This is a genomic window from Marinobacterium nitratireducens (genome assembly GCF_014645375.1).
Classification (GTDB): domain Bacteria; phylum Pseudomonadota; class Gammaproteobacteria; order Pseudomonadales; family Balneatricaceae; genus Marinobacterium_A; species Marinobacterium_A nitratireducens.
The window spans coordinates 266,969-283,630 of the sequence record NZ_BMLT01000004.1 but is presented as its reverse complement, the minus strand read 5'-3'; the positions used below and the strand labels follow the sequence as shown (position 1 = coordinate 283,630).

13 protein-coding genes are annotated in these 16,662 nt (G+C 63.7%); 9 read left to right on the top strand and 4 right to left on the bottom strand.

What is annotated here, in order from left to right; genetic code table 11:
- The first annotated feature begins 6 nt into the window (after window positions 1-6).
- From pepN to IEX85_RS09555, 5 genes are all read left to right on the top strand, one after another.
- Entirely contained in the window at window positions 7-2,640 is a 2,634-nt protein-coding gene (gene pepN, locus IEX85_RS09575; protein WP_188860361.1) for an aminopeptidase N, read from the top strand.
- A gap of 111 nt (window positions 2,641-2,751) precedes the next feature.
- Window positions 2,752-3,138 carry a hypothetical protein gene (locus IEX85_RS09570; RefSeq protein ID WP_188860360.1) on the top strand — a complete coding sequence of 129 codons (387 nt, stop codon included), beginning with the start codon at window positions 2,752-2,754 and terminating at the stop codon, window positions 3,136-3,138.
- Window positions 3,139-3,171: 33 nt separating this feature from the next.
- Window positions 3,172-3,978: an AlbA family DNA-binding domain-containing protein gene (locus IEX85_RS09565; RefSeq protein ID WP_188860359.1), complete on the top strand. Its 807-nt coding sequence runs from the start codon at window positions 3,172-3,174 to the stop codon at window positions 3,976-3,978.
- Window positions 3,968-4,582 (top strand): HAD family hydrolase, encoded by a 615-nt coding sequence (locus IEX85_RS09560; protein ID WP_229721863.1) that lies wholly within the window; start codon window positions 3,968-3,970, stop codon window positions 4,580-4,582. The genes IEX85_RS09565 and IEX85_RS09560 overlap by 11 nt, the downstream gene beginning before the upstream one ends.
- 111 nt (window positions 4,583-4,693) lie before the next feature.
- Entirely contained in the window at window positions 4,694-5,242 is a 549-nt protein-coding gene (locus IEX85_RS09555; RefSeq protein WP_188860358.1) for a hemerythrin domain-containing protein, read from the top strand.
- 256 nt (window positions 5,243-5,498) lie between these two features.
- Here IEX85_RS09555 and IEX85_RS09550 read toward each other — a convergent pair whose 3' ends face one another.
- Window positions 5,499-6,113: a riboflavin synthase subunit alpha gene (locus IEX85_RS09550; RefSeq protein WP_188860357.1), complete on the bottom strand. Its 615-nt coding sequence runs from the start codon at window positions 6,111-6,113 to the stop codon at window positions 5,499-5,501.
- Window positions 6,114-6,189: 76 nt separating this feature from the next.
- Here IEX85_RS09550 and IEX85_RS09545 point away from each other — a divergent pair, with 76 nt between their 5' ends.
- The gene (locus tag IEX85_RS09545; protein WP_188860356.1) at window positions 6,190-7,086 is read left to right on the top strand and encodes a TIGR01777 family oxidoreductase; all 897 of its coding nucleotides are present in this window, start codon (window positions 6,190-6,192) and stop codon (window positions 7,084-7,086) included.
- 230 nt (window positions 7,087-7,316) lie between these two features.
- Here the strand turns inward: IEX85_RS09545 and IEX85_RS09540 are convergent, their stop codons facing one another.
- Window positions 7,317-8,168 carry a potassium channel family protein gene (locus IEX85_RS09540; RefSeq protein ID WP_188860355.1) on the bottom strand — a complete coding sequence of 284 codons (852 nt, stop codon included), beginning with the start codon at window positions 8,166-8,168 and terminating at the stop codon, window positions 7,317-7,319.
- A gap of 18 nt (window positions 8,169-8,186) precedes the next feature.
- Entirely contained in the window at window positions 8,187-9,794 is a 1,608-nt protein-coding gene (locus IEX85_RS09535) for a BatD family protein (RefSeq protein ID WP_188860354.1), read from the bottom strand.
- 351 nt (window positions 9,795-10,145) lie between these two features.
- On the opposite strand from IEX85_RS09535, the gene IEX85_RS09530 reads away from it, so the two are divergent.
- The 3 genes from IEX85_RS09530 to IEX85_RS09520 all read left to right on the top strand — a co-directional run bounded on the left by IEX85_RS09530 (window position 10,146) and on the right by IEX85_RS09520 (window position 16,309).
- Window positions 10,146-14,951 (top strand): NAD-glutamate dehydrogenase, encoded by a 4,806-nt coding sequence (locus IEX85_RS09530; RefSeq protein WP_188860353.1) that lies wholly within the window; start codon window positions 10,146-10,148, stop codon window positions 14,949-14,951.
- Between the two features lie 17 nt (window positions 14,952-14,968).
- Window positions 14,969-15,196 (top strand): DUF2835 domain-containing protein, encoded by a 228-nt coding sequence (locus IEX85_RS09525; protein ID WP_188860352.1) that lies wholly within the window; start codon window positions 14,969-14,971, stop codon window positions 15,194-15,196.
- A 78-nt stretch (window positions 15,197-15,274) separates the two neighbouring features.
- Window positions 15,275-16,309: a quinone-dependent dihydroorotate dehydrogenase gene (locus IEX85_RS09520; RefSeq protein ID WP_229721862.1), complete on the top strand. Its 1,035-nt coding sequence runs from the start codon at window positions 15,275-15,277 to the stop codon at window positions 16,307-16,309.
- 98 nt (window positions 16,310-16,407) lie between these two features.
- Here IEX85_RS09520 and rmf read toward each other — a convergent pair whose 3' ends face one another.
- Window positions 16,408-16,614 (bottom strand): ribosome modulation factor, encoded by a 207-nt coding sequence (rmf, locus tag IEX85_RS09515; protein WP_188860351.1) that lies wholly within the window; start codon window positions 16,612-16,614, stop codon window positions 16,408-16,410.
- Between the last annotated feature and the right edge of the window lie 48 nt (window positions 16,615-16,662).

The window sequence follows — 16,662 nt, the reverse complement described above, 5'->3', positions numbered from 1 at the left end:
GCATCAATGGCCGAACAACCCCAGGCGATCTATTTGAAGGACTACCAGGTACCGGCGTACCTGATCGACGAAACCGAGCTGCACTTCAGCCTCGGCGAGGACCATACCGAGGTCCGCTCGGTGCTGAAAATGCGCCGCAATCCGGAATCGACCGCGTCCAGTGCCGCGCTCGAGCTTCACGGCCACGAGAGCCTGGAGTTGTGCCGTCTGGCGATCGACGGCCGCGAACTCGGGGCCGGCGACTACCGCCGTGAGGACGAGACCCTCGGCATCGATCAGGTTCCGGAGGCGTTCACCCTCGAATGCCTGACCCGTATTCGTCCCCGGGACAACACGGCGCTGGAAGGACTCTATCTGTCCGACGGCATGTACTGCACCCAGTGCGAAGCCGAGGGCTTTCGCCGCATTACCTTCTACCTCGACCGCCCCGATGTGATGTCGGTCTTCACCACCACCGTCGAGGCGGATGCCGCCAGGTATCCGGTACTGCTGTCCAACGGCAACCCGGTGGCGCGCGGCAGCGACGAGGATAAGGGGCGTCATTGGGTGACCTGGCAGGACCCGTTCCCGAAACCGGCGTATCTGTTCGCGCTGGTGGCCGGTGATCTCGCCCATATCGAACGGCCCTACAGCACTGCCTCTGGACGCGAGGTGATGCTGCGCATTTACGCCGAGCGCAAGGATCTCGACAAGCTCGATCATGCCATGGACTCCCTGGTCAAGGCGATGCGCTGGGACGAGGAGGTGTACGGTCGCGAGTACGATCTCGATATCTACATGATCGTCGCGGTCGACTTCTTCAACATGGGGGCGATGGAGAACAAGGGGCTCAATATCTTCAACACCTCCTGCGTGCTGGCCAGCCCCGAAACCACCACCGACGGGGCCTTTCAGCGTGTCGAGGGCGTGGTCGCGCACGAGTATTTCCATAACTGGTCGGGCAACCGCGTCACCTGCCGTGACTGGTTCCAGCTCAGCCTCAAGGAAGGCTTCACCGTGTTCCGCGACGCCGAGTTCTCCGCCGACATGAACTCGCGTACGGTCAAGCGCGTCGAGGACGTGACCCTGCTGCGCACGGCCCAGTTCGCCGAGGACGCGGGCCCCATGGCCCATCCGGTGCGCCCGGCGTCGTTCATCGAGATCTCCAACTTCTACACCCTGACCGTTTACGAGAAGGGCGCGGAAGTGGTGCGCATGATCCATACGCTGCTGGGGCCGGAGCTGTTCCGCAAGGGCTCGGACCTGTACTTCGAGCGCCATGACGGCCAGGCGGTGACCACCGACGACTTCGTTCGCGCCATGGAGGAGGTGTCCGGGCGCGACCTGACCCAGTTCCGGCGCTGGTACGATCAGGCCGGCACGCCGCGGCTCGAGGTCAGCGACGACTACGATGCCGACAGCGGTCGCTACCGGCTGCACCTGGCGCAGAGCTGTCCGGCGACGCCGGGTCAGGAGCAGAAGCTGCCGTTTCACATCCCTGTCACCCTGGGCCTGCTGGGGCCGGACGGCAGGGACCTGATACTCGACAACGGCGATACCAGCTGCGTGCTGGAGCTGACCGACAGCAGCCAGACCTTCACCTTCGAGGGTATCGCGGCACGGCCGGTGCCGTCGCTGCTGCGCGGCTTCTCGGCGCCGGTGAAACTGCAGTATCCGCTGGACCGCCAGACCCTGGTGTTCCTGATGAGCCACGACAGCGACGGTTTCAACCGCTGGGATGCGGGGCAGCGGCTGGCGATCGACGTGATCGGCGAGCTGATGGCGCAGCACAATGCCGGCGAACCGATGCGCCTGGATGCGGCCCTGACCGATGCCTTTGCCGCGGTGCTGGACGACGAATCGCTGGATCCGGCGATGGTGGCCAAGGTGCTGACGCTGCCTTCAGAAGCCTACCTGAGCGAACTGGCCGACTGCATCGATGTCGACGCCATTCACGCGGCACGGCAGTTCGCCAAAAAGGCTCTGGCGCAGGCGCTGGCCGAACGCTTCGAACGGCGCTACCGGGCGCTGGCGCCGCAGCAGGCTTATGCGCCGGACGCAGCCCAGGTGGCGCGTCGCAGCCTGCGCAATCTCTGCCTGTCCTACCTGGTGGCGCTGGAAACCCCCGAGTATCTGGCCTTGGCGCAGGCGCAGTACGATTCGGCCGACAACATGACCGACCGTCAGAGTGCGCTGAGCCTGATCGCCCACTCCGGGGCAACCGATGCTGCCGCTGCGGTGCTGGACGATTTTTACCGCCGCTATGCCGACCAGACTCTGGTGGTCAATCAGTGGCTGTCGGTGCAGGCCGGCGACCCGCGGCCCGGCGCGCTCGATCGTGTAAAGGAGCTGATGCAGCACGAAGCCTTCGATCTGCGAAACCCCAACAAGGTGCGTTCGCTGATTTCGGTGTTCTGCAATCTCAATGCGGTGAACTTCCATGCCGCCGACGGCAGCGGCTACGATTTCCTCGCCGAACGCATCATCGATATGAACCGCCGCAACCCGCAGATGGCGTCGCGCCTGCTGACGCCGCTGACCCGCTGGCGCAAATACGATGCCGCACGCCAGGCGCTGATGCAGTCTCAGCTACGGCGGATACTCGACAGCGGCGAGCTTTCGAAGGACGTTTACGAGGTCGTCAGCAAAAGCCTGGCCTGACCGACGAGGTCCCCTCCGCGGGAGGGGACCTCGCAACACAACTTTGGTTATACTGCCTCTGAGTGGGCATCGACCGTGACAGAAACAGAAATACCTACAGGGATGCATTCGATGGAGACATTGCTTTCAAGCCACGACAAGTTCGATCTGCAGCAGAACTACCGTCGCTACCTTAAATTCCGCGACCAGCAGGAGGAGGCGGTGCGCGACATGCAGAACGCCAAGGCCAGCCGGGTCTGGGTTGCGGGGCTGGTGGCACTGCTGTTCGCGCTGGCGTCCGACTTTTTCCTCGGCGCCGCCGCCGCACTGTTCGGTATGTATTTTTATCGTCTCGCCGTGGCTCGCATGCAAAGCGGCAAGGCGGAAGAGGGCTGCGAGGACACCGACCGCTGGTTTGCCTCCAAGGGCCTCAAGTTCGAGGGCCGGATCCTGTATTTCCGCGACGACAAGATGCTGGAGCACCCGCTCGATCCGTTCGACGACGCCATCTACGGCTGACGCCGGCGCAATGCCGCAGAGGCGGGGTGAGCGATGAAACGCGAATATCGGCGGATCACCGAGCGCACCCGCCGTCTGCTGGAAATGCCGGAAGGCGTCAATGTCGACTTCAAGCGCGAGACCTCGGCGGTCCACGCCGGTGATCTTGTGGCGTTTGCCAATACCGCCACCGGCGGCACGCTGCTGATCGGCATTGACGAATACACCAGCGCCGATGGCGTGCAGCGCGGGCGGGTGGTCGGCTGCGATGTCGACGACAGCGCCCGCCTCAGTCTGGTCAACAAGGCCACCGGCTGCTATCCCAATATCGATGTCGAGATCTACATCGAGAACCTCGCCGCCAAACCCATACTGCGCATCGAAATACCCTCGGGGCACTCCAAGCCCTACTGCACCCAGAGCGGGCAGTACATGATGCGGGCCGATGGCCGCAACCGCGCGCTCTACCCCGAAGAGCTGCTGTCGATTTTCATGGACCGCGAAGGCGAGCAGTTTCTGTCCCGTTTTCGCAATGCAGTGTATCGGCTCGAGCACCAGATCGGCGGTATCAGTCACTCGCTCAGCGACGGGCTGCTCCATGTCAGCGAGCATATCCATGATCTGGACGATCAGCTCAAGCGTACTCTGGGCCGTATAGACCAGCTTACCGACAGCAACAAGAAGCGTTCGCGCAATATGCTGCAGGCGGTGCGTGACAGCCAGGAAAGCATCGGCAATCTCGAGCGTCTGCTCGGCGAGGGCGCAGGCAGTCGGCGCTACCAGCGTCTGCTCAAGGAAATCGAAGACAAGCTGGCGGGCATGCTCGAAAACATAGGCGGAGAGAGCGGTGGTGAAGGTTGAACGGGGCGGGCTGGGCGCGCGTCGCTACTGGGTATTCGATCTCGATGGCACCCTGACGCTGCCGGTGCACGACTTTGCCCATATCCGGCGCGAGCTCGGCATCGCGCCGCAGGACGATATTCTCGATGCGCTGGCGGCGATGCCCGAACCGCTGCGCTCCGAACGGCACCTGCGCCTGGACGCGCTGGAGCGGCACTACGCCGGCCACGCCCGGCCTGCGGAAGGCGTGCACGCGCTGTTGCAGGGCCTGTCACGACGCGGCTGCCGCTGCGGCATTCTGACGCGCAATACCCGAGAGCTGGCGCTGCTGTCGCTGAAGGCGATCGGCGCGGCGGAGTATTTCGATCCCGACTTCGTGCTGGGTCGTGACGAGGCGCGACCCAAGCCCGATCCCGGTGGCCTGCAGCGGCTACTTTCGCTCTGGCGCGCGCGGCCCGACGAAGCGCTGATGGTGGGCGACTTCCGCTACGATCTCGAGGCTGGCCGCAATGCCGGCACCGGCACGGTGCATGTCGATGCCCGGCCCGACCGTGACTGGCCGGAGCTGACCGACCTGCGAGTGCAAAGTCTTGCCGAGCTGCATCGTCTGCTGGAGACGGGCTGAAACAGCTGCGATTGATCGATATCAACAGACCTCCCAATCGGTTGTCTATAGTAATGACAACCGGGACCTCTTTCGGGGTCCATTCGCATTCATTGCTCGCGGAGGCTCAAGATGGCGATTCTGGCCGAACTTCACAAGGACCATATCAACCTGACGCGGCTGCTGGACATACTGCGCGCCAAGGTTGGCAAGCTCCGGGCCGGTACCCGGCCGAATTTCAGGCTGCTCGCGGACGCCGTGGATTACGTCAGCGACTACGCCGACCGTCACCACCATCCGATCGAAGATCAGATGTTCGCTTTCTTCAAGGAGCGCGATCCCGGGCTCGACGCGCTGATGGAGAAGTGTTCGGCGCAGCACCGCCGGCTGCATGCGGCATCGCACGAGCTGAGCGACGCCATCGACAGCATTCTCAACGACACGCCGATGCCCATGAACGAGTTCATCGACCGGCTGGAAGCCTATATCGGCGAGCAGAAAGGGCATCTGGACTTCGAGGAGGCGGAAGTCTTTCCCGCGCTCGAACGTGCGGCGCAGCCGGGTGACTGGGAAGAACTGGACGAGCAGCTGCCGAAAAACGAGGACCCGCTTTTCGGCGAAAACCGTTCCGAAGAGTATCTCGATCTCTACCGCGAGCTGGTTCGGGATATGAAAGCCTAGTCCGCCGCGGGCGCTGTTCAGTCGATTTGCACCGGTCTTGCCCCGCCGCGCAGAACCCGACGTAGAGCCTACCCTGTTCGCCGCGGGGCGCGGCTCCTACAAAAGCGGCCGGGCGCCTCAAACCCGTAGGACCGGCGCCCGCCGGGAATACTTTTCTGAAGCCTGGCCATGGTTCGCGGCGGGGAAGTGCCCGTAAGTTTGGGTACGCCGCTCCTGCGAATGGTCGGCGAGAATGCCTGCGTCGATGTTACGGCTGTCAGACCAGTCCGCGCTGCTGCAGCAGGCGTTCCACGGTATCCACCGTTGCCTGGGTCTGAGAGTCGACCTCGAGATTGATCCGCTCGCCGACTGCGGCCGTACCGAAGCCCGTGACCGCAAGGGTTTCCGGAATCAGGTAGACGTTGAAGCGGTCCTGTCGCACTTCGCCGATGGTGAGGCTGCAACCGTTCAGCGCGACAAAGCCCTTGGGCAGAATGTATTTGCCCTGCTCGTCCGGCAGCGCGAACCAGACCACGCAGTTGTGCTCGCTGCGCTCGATGTCCAGGATCTCGACCGTGGCGTGCACGTGGCCTGAGAGGCTGTGGCCGCCGATTTCATCCCCGAAGCGAGCGGCGCGCTCGAAATTCACTTCATCCCCCACCTTCAGGTCGCCAAGGTTGGTGACCCTGAGCGTTTCGACGATGAGGTCGAAGCTGACGCGGTTGCCGGTGAAGCCGGTGACGGTGAGGCAGGTGCCGTTGAGGGCGATGCTGGCACCCTGTTCCAGTCGCTCCGCGCGTGCGGGCGGCAATTCCACGGTGAGTCGCATAAACTGTGGGTGACGTTCCAGGTCAAGGACCCGGGCCTTGCCCTGGACAATACCGGTAAACATGGGATTTCACTTCTGCCAAGAGGATCGGTGCCCAAGGTTAAGGAGACGCGCCAGGGGTGTCAATGAAGGAGATGGGATGAAAGTACTGATAACCGGCGGTACCGGGTTTATCGGCCAGGCGCTCTGCCGTTCGCTGCTCGAGGACGGGTGCGAGGTGCTCGTGCTGACCCGCTCGGTCAGCCGCGCCGCGGCCAAACTGGGCGGTCCTGTGCGGCCGATCGAGGGGCTCGGCGCGATTTCCAGGGACGAGAGCATCGACGCCATCGTCAACCTGGCTGGGGCGCCGATTGTCGACCGGCGCTGGACGGACTCGCGCAAGCGGCTGCTGCGCTCAAGCAGGCTCGACACGACACAGGATCTGTTACGGCTGATCGAGCGGCTGGACCGGCGTCCCGAGGTCCTGGTCAGCGGATCCGCCGTGGGTTACTACGGCAGTCAGGACAACGACCATCTGCTGACCGAAGAGTCCGACGACTTCGTGCCCGGTTTCCCCCATCAGCTGTGCGCGGACTGGGAGGCGGCGGCCCTGCAGGCGGAGAAGCTGGGTGTGCGGGTCTGCCTGCTGCGAACCGGAATCGTGCTGGGGAAGGGGGGTGCCCTGGCGAAGATGCTGCCGGCATTTCGTCTTGGCATGGGCGGACCGATCGCCAGCGGCCGTCAGTGGATGGCCTGGGTGCAGCTGGCCGACGAGGTCGGCATCATTCGCTATCTGATCGAGCAGAAGACGTTGCGGGGCGCCTTCAACGCCTGTGCACCGGAAGCGGCAACCAACGCCGAGTTCACCCGGGCGCTGGCGAAGGTTCTGAAGCGTCCCGCCTTCATGCGTGTGCCCGAGATCGCCATGAAGCTGCTGCTCGGCGAGGCCAGCGAATTGCTGGTCTCGGGGCAGCGCGCCTATCCCCGCCGGCTGCTCGACGCCGGGTACCAGTTCCGCTACACCGAGCTCGAACAGGCGCTGCGCGCAAGCCTGTAGCGTGGGGCTGTTGTAGGAGGATGGGTGGAGCCGCCGGCGACTCTGCATTTGCGTTTGGCAGCCTTTGCTGTGGCGGCGTAACCCATCAATCACTCAGGTTTCCGAGGTAATGCCTCAACACTTCAAGATGGGTTGCACGGCGCCCCAACCGTGTCAGATTCCGAAATACCGTGCCCAGGCGCCGTTCCACCCATTCGATGACGCTTTTTACCGCTAAGGCGCGATGAATCTTATTTATCCCCGTTCCGGTTGTCGTCGCTTGGGCTTCGGTTCTCGATCCGTTCGAGTGCGGCGACCGCGTGCTCGAGTTGCTTTTCGATATGTTCGAGGCGGTTTTCCAGGCCACTGATGCGCTTGATGTTCTCGGCCTCGCGACGGCTGAGGGCCTTCTCGTCCTGCTCGATGAAGAAGGCCGAAAAGCTGGCGGTGAGCATCGAGAACAGTCCGATCCCCATCAGGATCAGCAGCGCCCCGAAGATACGCCCTTCGGTCGTGGTGGGTACCAGGTCGCCGTAGCCCACGGTGGTGACCGTGACCCAGGCCCACCAGATACCGTCCAGCGGCGATTTGAACGCCGGGTCTATACCGGAAATCAGCACGCCGGCGATGAGCAGCAGGACAAAGCCGATCGCCAGGGTGGTGCCGAGGTTGTGGCGGTTGAGGATAGCGTATACGTCGTCCGATACGCGCACGAAGATACCCAGCATCAGCAGTAGTCGCAGCGAGCGCAGCAGACCGGCATAGAAGACGTCGACCCCCATAAGGACGGGTATGCCGCCCAGTACGATCAGCACATTGAGCCAGTTGCGGCGCAGGTGACGGCGCCTGTCGTCGACCAGCAGCGTCAGGGACACCAGTTCCACCAGAAAGAAGCTCCACACCAGCGGATCGGTATAGCGGCTGTAAGTGCCGCTGCTGCCGCGCTGGCTGGCCAGATACCAGTCGACCAGTATCCACAGCGCCGCCAGAATCATCGGCCACTCGAGCCAGGCCCCCAGCTTTCTGGCAGCGCTGTTTTCCTGTGGGTCGACGCCGCCGAGCCCTAGGGTGCGGACCAGTCTGTGGTGGGCTTTTCTGGTCATCGGCTGGTTTCTCTCTACTCAGGAGGCGAAGGGCAGTTCGACCGCGGGGCGGTCTTCATAGCCCTCTGGCCGGCGGGCGCGGAGTTTGCCGATGGCCTCGAGCAAAAGGTCGCCGTGCCACATGTCGTCCTCGAGATAGAGGTGCTGCTCGAGGTCAAGAATCAGGAAATCCAGAGCCTGGCTGCGGGCCGCGTCGCTGATGTCCTCGCCGCTGAAAATCTGCTGGTCGGGCCAGAAGTTCTGCGCCCATTCGATCAGACGCAGCTTGGCCACCTCGGGGTTGTTTTGCTGGCAGGCCATCGCCAGGGCCTGAAAGGTGTTCTTTTCCGCCATCTGGTGTGCCATCAGCAGCTTGCGGTGGCGGCGCAATTCTTCTTCCTGTGCCTGCCGGCGGCTTTCGCGGCGCAACAGACGCAGATGGTTGAAGGTATAGAGCCAGCCCAGTGACGATACCAGGCTGGTCAGGGTCAGCAGTGCGATCAGCAGGCGGCTCTTGTCCAGTGCCTGTTGCAGCCCCGGCCCCAGGCTGGCCTGTTCGAAGCCAAGTCCCGAGAATGCCTGCCGGGGGGGCTCGCTGCCGGCGCTGCGGACCAGGAGCTGGCGACCCGGCAGACTGACGTTGCGGGCCTGCCCGGCAGAGAGGTCCCACCAGGTGAGATCCACCGGCGGCAGTTCCAGGGTGCCGGTACTGCGGGGAATAAGGCTCAGGTGCTCGGTGCGACGGCTCACCAGCCCCTGGTCGCCGACCTCCTCGTCGAGCTCGATGCTGTCGACCTGCACGTCCAGTGCCGCAGTGCCCGGCGGGGCCAGGTCGGGTAGCCGAACGGCGGGCAGCCCGGTGGCGGTCAGCGTAATGCTGTAGGCGAGTGGCTGGTTGGGCTCGATCACCGCCTCGGGGATGTCGCTGTCCTCGAGCGTGACGGCGCGGGCCGGCAGCCAGTAGCCGCGGGCGCTCCGGTAGGCCGGCTCGGCAATGCTGATTTCCCGGGCCGGCGCCTGTAGTTCCAGACGGCGTCCGTCGAGCGCGCTGCGGCCTTCGAAGATGGGACCTTCGAGGCTCTGCTCACCGCTTTTGGACGGGAAAATGGCGAAGCGTTGCTCGATGACCTCGTATTGCCGACCGCTGACCTGGCGGTTATAGCGTTGCTGCTCGCCGAGCGGCTTGATCAGGCCGCCGTTCAGGTGTGGCGGACTCAACTGCGATCCGGGGGCCAGCTCCTGTGCGTGGTACAGGCGTACGCTGTAGATCAGCTGGCTGTCGACGTAGGCTTCCCGGCGGTCAAGCTCGGCCTCGATGAACAACGGCTCGCCTTCCGTGCCGCTGTTGCTGGCTTCCGACGGCAGAACGTGCAGGCTTAGCGGGCGGCTGGACTGCGTGCCGACCTGCAGGCGCGGGACTTCGATGTCCCCCGGGGACTTTGGGCGCAGCAGAATCTCCCAGCGGGTGCGGTAGCGGCTGTCGCCGCTGGCATGGCTCGACAGTCTGAGCTGCCTGCTGCCGAGAAACTGGAAATCCTGATACAGCGGCGAGAAGTCGAGGGATTGCGGGGCGCGTTCGTCGGTTTCGAGGGTCAGGCGCACGCGATCCTGAACGGTTATCGTGCGGCGATCAAGTGAAGCCGTCACGTCAGCGAAGACGGGCAGACAGATCAGGTTCAATAGTAACGGCAGCTTTCGCATATCGCCCTGAGTTCAGCCGGCTGTGGAAGGCCCGGTCCGGGCCGCGAGCGAAATGGCCTTCACGGCGGTTCCGGTCGCCCGTAAGTACACCTAAAGGGTTCGCGTATCCGGCCATTATCGGGTAACACCCATGCCATATCAATGACTTGTTGCACGTCAACGGTGCCAGTGAAAACAGTTTAGGCCGACGAGGGGCGTCGCTTCAAGGCAACAGGTTGCTAACCCCGTCTGTATCGTACCGCGTTGCTATACTCCTGAAACGACTCGAGAATGTCCAATTCCGGCCCGGGGAACCGCATGAGCGATGATTCTGAACGCCAGTTGTCGTTGCTGTACCAGACGCTGCGCAGCCGTCAGCCGGCGTCAGCCCGCTCCCGGCTGGTGGAATTCGCACAGCTTTTCTATGCCTCGGCATCCCAGACCGATCTCAGGGAATGGCGTCTGGACGACCTTTACGGCGCTACCGTCGCCTGCTGGCGTTTTCTGCAGGATTATCCGGGCGGGGAGGCCAAAGTCAGGGCCTTCAATCCCACCGTCGAGGAGCATGGCTGGCAGTCGCCCCATACGGTGATTGCGCTGCTGAGCGACGATATGCCGTTTATCGTCGACTCGGTGAGAATGCTGCTCGACCGGGACGGGCTCACCATCAAGGCGATTCACAACGCGGTGCTGTCGATTCGGCGTGATGGCGAGCATCGCCTGCAGCGACTGTTCGCTCCCGACACCAGAGCACGCGGACGGCGCCGCGAAACGCTGGTGATTCTCGAGGTGGACCGGCACAGCGATACGCAGCGGCTGAAGCGGCTGGAACGGGCGCTGGTCGGACTGATGGGGCAGATTCGTACCCTGGTCGACGACTTCGACGCCATGCAGGCTGCTGTCGAACGCCAGCGCGAACGCCTGGCGGCGCAGGACAAGAGCGCGGCAGAGGAACAGGAAGCGGCCGAATTCCTCCATTGGCTCAAGCGTCATTTCGTCTTGCTCGGCTACCGGGAATATCGTCTGCGCGCCGAGGCCGGCGAAGCCCGGCTCGAGGCCGTTGCCGCCAGCGGTCTGGGGCTTTACCGCGAAGGTGCCGCTCAGGGTTTGGCCGGCGGGCAGACGCCTGTGGTGCCGGGTCGGGATCCGGGCCCGCTTTCGATTTCGAAAGCGCTGGTCGAGTCGTTGATACATCGCCCCGGTTTCCCGGATATTATCGGCGTGCGCCAGTTCGATGCCGGCGGGCAGCTGACCGGCGAGGTGCACTTTCTCGGCCTTTATACCTCCTCGGTCTATATCCAGAGTGTGCGGCGAATACCGCTGGTGCGGCGCAAGGTGGAGGCGGTGCTGCAGCACTCGCGTCTGCTGCCCCGCGGACACGACTGGAAAGCCCTGTTGCAGATTCTCGAAACCTACCCGCGCGACGAGCTCTTCCAGATCGGCCAGGATGAGCTGTGCCGTACCGCGATCGCCATTCTGCAGATGCAGGAGCGACGTCAGATTCGCGTCTTTGTGCGCCGCGACAGCTGCGGGCGCTTTTTCTCCTGCCTCGTGTATTCACCGCGGGATATCTACAGTACCGACTATCGCCTGCGGGTGGAGGCGGTGCTGCTGCGCGAGCTCGGCTGTACCCGCTCCGACTTCAACACCCGTTTCTCCGAGTCGGTGCTGGCGCGAACGCAGTTCTTGCTGCGTCCTGCGTCCGGTTTTGTCACCGATAGCTATGATGTCGAGGCAGTCGAGGCGGCGGTGTGTCAGGCAGCCCGCTCCTGGACCGACGATCTCTACGATGCGCTGATCGAAACCCTCGGCGAGGAGGGGGGCACGCGCGCGTTCGGCCGATACGGCAGGGGCTTTCCCGCGGGCTATCGCGCCGATTTTCGCGCCCGTACCGCCGTTGCCGATATACAGCACATGATGACGCTGGGCGATGACCGGCCGCTGACCCTGGGCTTTTACCGTGACCTCGAAAGCGAGGGGGAAACGCTCAGCTTCAAGCTGTTCCATCTGCACCAGTCGCTGCCGCTGTCCAACGTGTTGCCGGTGCTGGAAAACCTGGGGCTGAGGGTGATTGGCGAGCGCCCCTACGAGGTGCGGCTGGACGGCGATTCCACCTGGATACACGATTTCAGTCTCGAGCTCGTCGGCTGCCGCGTGGTGAGTCTGCCCGACCTGCAGGAGGATTTTCAGGATGCCTTCCTGGCGATCTGGGACGGGCGCGCCGAAAATGACGACTTCAACCGTCTGGTGCTGGCGGCACAGCTCAAGTATCGCGAAGTGGCGGTGCTGCGCGCCTACGCCGCTTACCTGAAACAGCTCAATTACAACATCGGCGCGGATGCGATCAGTGCCACCTTCTGTCACCAGGTGGAACTGTGCAGCCGGCTGGTGCAGCTGTTCCACGCCCGCTTCGATCCCGCCCGCACGGCAGGCGACGGGGGCGCGACTCTGATCCAGTCCATAGAGGAAGGGCTCGAGCAGGTGCCCAGCCTGACCGAAGACCGGGTTATCCGGCAATACCTGGCGCTGATCCGGGCGACGCAACGGGTCAATTTCTACAGCAGCGGTGCCGCCGCCAGGCCCTACCTGGCGCTGAAGCTGTCGCCGCGGGAAATTCCGCAGACGCCGCTGCCGCGCCCGCTGTACGAGATCTTCGTCCATTCGCCGCGGGTCGAGGGGGTGCACCTGCGCCTTGGCAAGGTCGCGCGTGGCGGGCTGCGCTGGTCGGAGCGACCCGAGGACTACCGCACCGAGGTGCTCGGTCTGGTCAAGGCTCAGCAGGTGAAGAACGCGGTCATCGTGCCGGTCGGTGCCAAAGGTGGCTTCGTCGCCAGGCGCCTTCACGGGGACATGGACCGCGAGCAGCGCTTTGCCGAAGGCGTTGCCTGCTATCGCCAGTTCGTCAGCGGCCTGCTCGATCTCACCGACAACCTCGTCGGGGGCCGCCCGGTGGCGCCGCCGCAGGTCCGTTGCCACGATGACGCCGACAGCTATCTGGTGGTGGCGGCCGACAAGGGCACCGCCAGCTTCTCCGATATCGCCAACGAGATTGCCGCGTCCTACGGTTACTGGCTGGGCGATGCCTTCGCATCCGGCGGCAGTCAGGGGTACGATCACAAGAAAATGGGCATTACCGCGCGCGGCGCCTGGGTCTCGGTGGAGCGTCATTTTCGCGAGATGGGGCGAAATATCGAGCGCGAGCCGATCCGGGTGCTGGGCATCGGCGACATGTCCGGAGATGTGTTCGGCAATGGCATGCTGCTGTCGCAGAACCTGATGCTGGTCGCGGCGTTCAACCATCTGCACATCTTCATCGATCCGGAGCCGGATCCGGTCGCCAGCTTCAAAGAGCGCGAGCGGCTGTTCGCGCTGCCGCGCTCGAGCTGGCGCGACTATGACAGCGCGCTGATCTCCCCGGGGGGCGGGGTCTTCGACCGCAGTGCCAAATCCGTGCACCTGAGTCCGCAGATACAGAGCCTTCTGGGCTGCGGGCGCGAGCGACTGACCCCGGCGGAGCTGATTTCGGAGCTTTTGAAGGCCGAGGTCGACCTGCTCTGGAACGGCGGTATCGGCACCTACGTCAAGGCCAGCGACGAAACGCACCTGGAGGTCGGCGACAAGGCCAACGATGCGCTGCGTGTCGATGCCTGCGAACTGCGTTGCCGTGTGATTGGCGAGGGCGGCAACCTGGGACTGACCCAGCGGGCCCGGGTCGAATACGCGCTCGGCGGCGGCAGGCTCAATACCGATTTCATCGATAACGCCGGCGGCGTCGACTGTTCCGACCACGAGGTCAATATCAAGATACTGCTGAACGAGCTGGTGACGTCCGGGGATCTGACCCTGAAGCATCGCAACCGGCTGCTAAAGGGCATGACCGCCGAAGTCGCGGCCCGGGTACTGCAGAACAACTACCGCCAGGTGCAGTCGATCAGTCTGATGGAGGTACGTTCGGCCGAGTCGATGGCCGAGTTCCGGCGCTTTATGACGTACCTGGAAAGCAGTCACCGCCTCGATCGCCGGCTGGAGTTCCTGCCGGACGACGAGGCGCTCGCCGAGCGTCACAGCGCCGGGCAGGGGCTGACCCGGCCCGAGCTGTCGCTGCTGGTGTCCTACAGCAAGTCGGAACTGCAGGAGCGGTTGCTCGGCTCGACGTTGCCGGACGACCCTTTTATGCAGCCCGAGCTGGAAACCGCCTTTCCCGACCGGCTGGTGCGGCGTTTCAGGGGACCGCTGTACCGGCTGCACCGGCTGCGGCGTGAAATCATCGCCACTCAGCTGGCCAATCAGGTGGTCAACCTGATGGGGGTCAACTTCGTCGATCGCCTGCAGGCGTCCACCGGCGCCGATGTCGAGACCATCGCGCGAGCCTATGTTCTGGTGCGCAAACTATACGATCTGGAGAGCCTGTGGCAGCAGATCGAGGCACTCGACCACCAGGTCAGCGGAGATGTCCAGATCGCCATGATGCATGACCTGCAGCATCTGGCGCGGCGCGCGACCCGCTGGTTCGTTCGCAACCGCCGCGGCACCCTGGACTGCGCCAGCGAAGCCGGAGCCTTCGGCAACCAGGTGATGCGCACCGCGACCAAGCTCGGCGATCTGATGGTGGGCCCTCCGCGCGAGGCCTGGGAAGCGGCCCGGGTGCATTACACGGATGCCGGCGTACCGGTGCGGCTGGCGTCGCTCATCGCCGCCAGCCGCAGTCTTTCCGCCATACTGGGATTGACCGAGGTGGCGGGCGAGCACGGGCTCAAGATGGGCAGGGTGGTGCGCGCCTACTATGCCCTGGGTCAGGAGCTGGAGCTGCACTGGTTCGCCGGGCTGCTCGAGGGCCTGAGTGTCGAAAATTACTGGCAGGCGCTGGCGCGGGAGGCGTTTCGGGACGATCTGGACTGGCAGCACCGGGCGCTGGTATCGTCGCTGCTGGCGGGCTCCCGGCCCGGCCAGCCGATGGCGAAGCTGCTGGCGGACTGGCTGGAGCGAAACCGCGCCCAGGTCGAGCGCTGGCGTTACCTGCTGACCGAACTGCGCAGTGCCGGGCGGACCGAGTACTCGATGTACACGGTGGCGATTCGCGAGCTCTTCGACCTGGCCCGGAACAGCAGTTACAGCGGGGCCTGAATACAGACCGGATTCCGATGACGCAAAGCATAGTGGTCGAGCTGAACATCGACCGGGAACGCTATCTGCAGTATTACCGCAACGGCCGCGAAACCCAGGTACTGGCGGTGGCCAGCGACGGGCGCCGTGTGCGCTTTCCGGCCCGAATCCTGCAGCCATTCGTGCTGCACCAGGGCGTTCACGGCCGTTTTAGGATCGACTTCGACGACCAGGGGCGTTTCCGGCATATTGTGCAACTGCGTTAAGACGGCTGTCTTCGGGTGTTCAGATACTGTTACGTCGCCTATAATGCCGCCTTATTTCTGCAACCCTATGGATAATCGATGTTGTATCAGCTCGCACGTTACTCGATGTTCAGACTGGAACCGGAGCTGTCGCACGAGCTGGCGCTCGGCGGCATGAACCTGGTGGCGAACCTGGGACTGCACCGCATGTTCGGCGCTCGCGCCGAGAGCTTTCCGGTGGAGGTCATGGGTATTCGCTTTCCCAACCCGGTCGGACTGGCGGCGGGCCTGGACAAGAACGGCAGCGCCATCGACGGACTCGCGGCGATGGGCTTCGGTTTCATCGAGGTGGGCACCGTCACGCCGCGGCCACAAACGGGCAACCCCAAACCCCGCCTGTTCCGTATCCCGGAGCACTCGGCGATCATCAACCGTATGGGGTTCAATAACCAGGGCGTCGATCAGCTGCTGAAAAATCTCGAGCGCACCCGCTATACCGGAGTGCTGGGTATCAATATCGGCAAGAACAAGGATACCCCCAACGAGAAGGCCGACGAGGATTACGTCTACTGCATGCGCAAGGTCTATCCCCGCGCCAGCTACATCACCGTCAATATTTCCTCGCCCAATACCCCCGGTCTGCGCAGTCTGCAGTTTGGCGATTCGCTCAACAGTCTGCTCAACCGGCTCAAGGGCGAGCAGGCGAGGCTTGCGCGTCTGCACGACAAATACGTGCCGATAGCGGTCAAGATCGCGCCGGACATGAACGAAGAAGAGATCGCGATGGTGGCCAAGGCGCTCAAGACCTACGAGATGGACGCCGTGATCGCCACCAACACCACCCTGTCCCGGGACGGGGTCGAGGACTCGCCGCTGCGGCGCGAGGAGGGGGGGCTGAGCGGTGCGCCGGTACGCAACCGTTCCACCCGCACCATCCGCCAGCTGGCGAGCGAGCTTGACGGTGCCCTGCCGATCATCGGCGTTGGCGGCATCACCGAGGGCTTCGATGCGGCGGAGAAGATCGAGGCGGGGGCGAGTCTGGTGCAGATCTACACCGGCTTCATCTACCGTGGGCCGGAGCTGGTGGCCGAGTCGGTGGAAGCGATTCGTCAGATGAAAACGCAGGGGCGCTGAGGCAGCGCACCGGACCCTGACGCCTAGCCCTGAAACGCAAAAGGCTCCCTTTTGGGAGCCTTGCCTTAACCGGTCAGGGTGTGAGACCGGGTCGAGAGTCAGTGAAAGGAGGGATTGGCCTGTATGGCCGAGACGCCGGATTGGCCGCTCCAGTGGGCATCCCGTCCCTCGCGCCATCCGCTCATCCAGTGGCTGCGCATGTCAGTTTCGCTGACAGGACAACTACTCATGGACTTTCCTTCCAAACCAGCCTGGAAACCGCGATTGAACAGAGTAGAGGTTTTGTCGCGTTTCTGTCTTCTCATAGTACGCCTCTCTATAATTCTCTTTCGGGGCCGGTGCTCTCGAGCCGA

Coding starts and splice junctions, on each gene's coding strand:
- pepN (WP_188860361.1), top strand. CDS start 7: ATGGCCGAACAACCCCAGGCGATCTATTTGAAGGACTACCAGGTACCG.
- IEX85_RS09570 (WP_188860360.1), top strand. CDS start 2,752: ATGGAGACATTGCTTTCAAGCCACGACAAGTTCGATCTGCAGCAGAAC.
- IEX85_RS09565 (WP_188860359.1), top strand. CDS start 3,172: ATGAAACGCGAATATCGGCGGATCACCGAGCGCACCCGCCGTCTGCTG.
- IEX85_RS09555 (WP_188860358.1), top strand. CDS start 4,694: ATGGCGATTCTGGCCGAACTTCACAAGGACCATATCAACCTGACGCGG.
- IEX85_RS09550 (WP_188860357.1), bottom strand. CDS start 6,113: ATGTTTACCGGTATTGTCCAGGGCAAGGCCCGGGTCCTTGACCTGGAA.
- IEX85_RS09545 (WP_188860356.1), top strand. CDS start 6,190: ATGAAAGTACTGATAACCGGCGGTACCGGGTTTATCGGCCAGGCGCTC.
- IEX85_RS09540 (WP_188860355.1), bottom strand. CDS start 8,168: ATGACCAGAAAAGCCCACCACAGACTGGTCCGCACCCTAGGGCTCGGC.
- IEX85_RS09530 (WP_188860353.1), top strand. CDS start 10,146: ATGAGCGATGATTCTGAACGCCAGTTGTCGTTGCTGTACCAGACGCTG.
- IEX85_RS09525 (WP_188860352.1), top strand. CDS start 14,969: ATGACGCAAAGCATAGTGGTCGAGCTGAACATCGACCGGGAACGCTAT.
- IEX85_RS09520 (WP_229721862.1), top strand. CDS start 15,275: ATGTTGTATCAGCTCGCACGTTACTCGATGTTCAGACTGGAACCGGAG.
- rmf (WP_188860351.1), bottom strand. CDS start 16,614: ATGAGAAGACAGAAACGCGACAAAACCTCTACTCTGTTCAATCGCGGT.